We start from the raw sequence: 2713 nt of genomic DNA on the forward strand, positions 1-2713 counted from the left end.
TTGCTTGAATTTCAAAGTAACACGGGGCCGCAGATCACTGATGAGCCGATTATTGCCTCCTCCGCCCTGAATCCGATGCTGGGTGTGAGTGGTATCCGAAAAATAAATTTCATCATCGCCTGTGCCACCCTCGACAATATGATTCCCAGCCTTCAGGAAAACCTTATTACTGCCTTTATCCAACCGGATTTCCGTGCGCCCACCATCAGCCAGTACAGTGTCATTACCCCCGCGGGTATACACCAGGTTATGGCCAGCCCTGGGAATAAAGGTAGTGCTTTCATCATTCCCCTTTATGATATCGTCATAATCGGTTCCCTCGAAGACTTCGACATTGACATACACATCTCCCCCGTTTTTATCCGACAATTGACTTCTATTTCGGGTAAGGTCAATGGTCAAACCCTGTTTACTTCGGGCGTATGAGACCCTGTCAACATCAGGGCCGCCATCGACGTATTTACGGCTTTTCTCTGAGGCTTCAATAGAGATCGTATCCCGCCCGGCTCCGCCATAGACCTCATCAAACTCACTTCCGGTCACAAACCGGTCATTGCCAGATAATCCCTTGAAGAAATTACGGCCACTTTGACCTACTATCAAATTGTTCTGGTCATCTCCGATTATTTTGGTGCTGTAAGCACTGCCAATCACGTTTTCAATATTTTTGACGACCCCGTGGGTTCCAATAAAATCCATAAGACCCGCGTAAAATCGAACCACCGGGTTATTAAGGTGGGTGTGACGCACCCCACTGCTCTTATCGACTGAGGTTTCAATATTGGCAAACTTAAGCAGCTGTTTATAATCAAACTTAATCAGGAAATCATTATCATCACTCAAAAAGTACATACTCATTGAACGGCTCTGCCCCTGCGTGAACCCCTTGGTATGTATATACAGAACCCCGTTGTGCACATCTTTGTTTTTAATGTAATCAATGCCCTTCACTTCATAATCAACACAGCAATTTTCATGAGTCGTTGTTGCTGATTTTTTTGCACAACGGGTCTTTTTTGCCAGCAACTGACAACCGCCACCGGGCATTTTTTTATCATTCACCTTCCCAAAATGTCGTCCTATTGCATCAACCCTCAGGCTATTAAAAGAATAATGACGATGCTTATCCGCATTCAGGGCATAGGTTTTATCATCCGCCTGCGCCTTATAAAGCTTTTTGTAATGTCCACCGTTAAAGTGCTCAACTTTTTTTCTGGAAAGAATGCCGATCACAACATCGCCCACTTTATAACGTTCTAATGCGGGGATTTGGTTGAAAGCCTGAATGTCAGTATCAGAGTCCGTTAGTTTGCTGGCCGGCACCACATCATCATCATCAGGGCAACCTGAGTCACTTCGGGATGTGTACGTTTTGCCTGCACATTTTTTCAGATAAGAATAATCATGCACCAGAAACGCCGTTGGGCCGCCCGCATAATTGATAAAGTTAATATCTACTTCCTTATCGTTATGATCCTTACCCTTAACCCGCAGGCTACCTTTGCTCAAACCATACAGATCCTTCAAGATACTGAAGTCATCGCCCTGCTGCTTCAACAGTTCAATCAGCTGGTTGGTGAACGTTTGTTTTGAGAGATCGACTTCAAACAGGTAGGGAATTTCACCCAGCCACGTTTTCAGCTTATCCTGATTGAACTTGGCAACCACATCAGGTGAACGAAAGATTGCTTTTTCCTTGCAGGAGAGAACGCTATATCGCAACCTATAGAAAGCATTAATTTTCCGTGACGCTAAATCAGTTTTCAGGCATTGCACCTGGTTCATTCCCCTGAAACGGGTCTCAAACACAGGGCTGGGCAATTTCACAGTGTCAACACCGGTATTACCGTCAATATCAGCAAATCCGGTACCAGGACGAATGTCATCATCACCTTCCCCTCCCCGCTGAATCACTTCACCGAGAGCATGCTCAAGACTGTCATCCCCGCCACCACCCCACTGTTCCTCTCCTCCCACCAGCCTGTCATCACCAGCGCCACCATAGGCTTTCCCCCGGTGCATCTCCAGAAAAATATTGTCGTCGCCTCCCAGTCCATAAACGGCTTTGTTGCCTTTTGCTACCACATAGTCGTCTTTATCCGTGGTGTCCGCCACCAGCCGGTCAGACAGTGCATCCATATCCCAGATTTTGATGCCTTTTTTACCGCTGCTCTCCAAATCCCTGATGACCTGATGCCGTATAGTTCGCAAATCATCTTCATATTCTTTATAACGATCTTTGAGATGCTGCTCTCCCGTTTCCCTCCAGGCAAATCGGCTATAGCCTTCCTCTGCCGCATCCCCGGCCATCTTATCGATATACTCTTTAAACCCCTCACTGGCTATCAGGGCATCAAAGTCCTGGCGGGCATTGGTGGGCGGGGCAAAAAGCCCGATGATGGTCTGAACCACTCCAAGCAGGGTGGAAAGTAAATCCAACACAAAAGCGACCGGTGCCAGAACCAGCGTGACTTCCAAAGCGCCACTGACCGCATCCATCACAACAGTAATGGCGTCCAGTGCAGCCATCACTGCATAAAAAATCACCTGGTCTTCATTGCCTGCCTCAGCAGCATCCTTTGCAGCCATGCCATTGGCGGCCATGGAAGCGACGCCTGCCGCCACGGCAACGAAGGTTCCCACGAAGGGAACAAACCTGGCCAACCGGGATGTGGTTTTCGCCGATAATTGGATGGCGCTTTTTCCTATCAGC

1 pseudogene is annotated in these 2713 nt (G+C 47.7%); it reads right to left on the reverse strand.

What is annotated here, in order from left to right:
• Nucleotides 1–2604, reverse strand: a pseudogene (locus KDK18_RS12325) (calcium-binding protein); the annotation flags it as partial.
• Between the last annotated feature and the right edge of the window lie 109 nt (nt 2605–2713).

This window comes from Endozoicomonas sp. SESOKO3, assembly GCF_024606255.1.